The 549-nt window shown below is 41.7% G+C and carries 1 pseudogene; it reads right to left on the reverse strand.

Going from position 1 to position 549, the window contains the following annotated elements:
* Nucleotides 1-206, reverse strand: a pseudogene (locus tag C6Y40_RS11840) (IS1595 family transposase); the annotation flags it as partial.
* Nucleotides 207-549: the final 343 nt, after the last annotated feature.

The following is a 549-nucleotide window of genomic DNA, read 5'->3' on the forward strand; positions in this document are numbered from 1 at the left end:
TGCATCTTGTTTACCTTGCCGTGCCGATTGATCAGTGAGCTATGGCAGTGCGGACATTCAGGGTTTTCAACCATCCGCTCCTCAAGCTCTGTTATCAACTGTGAGACGCTATCAGTGCCTTTCAGCAGCTTCTCAACATAACGGGTTTGACTATCTGTTAAGTGTTCTAACTCGGCTATAAGCTTTGTAAATTGTGCTGGGATCATGATCAACCCTCAATAACTGTATTCATATACAGTATAGCAACAATTTAGCAGAACATAGCCTATCGATATTATTGAAACCCTCGGCAGTTTACCCAATTATGTCGCTAAACTGCTTGATGATGCGGCAAGAAAAGAACATTTACGAAGAACCAAAGTCATTGATAAGCAGCTATCGCTTTTTTGAGTGGTTTAATCTTCAAGGCGAGAGGCTAGTAATTCGACAATATCTCTCGCCTCGTGAAGCACGGCGATAATAGTTGGCTTTTTTACGCCCTCAGCCAGATAAAAGATATAGTGATGCTGGCATTTTGTGACGAGTAAATCAGGAAACGTATCTGAAAAT

The organism is Marisediminitalea alba, from assembly GCF_002993365.1.
GTDB lineage: Bacteria > Pseudomonadota > Gammaproteobacteria > Enterobacterales > Alteromonadaceae > Alteromonas > Alteromonas alba.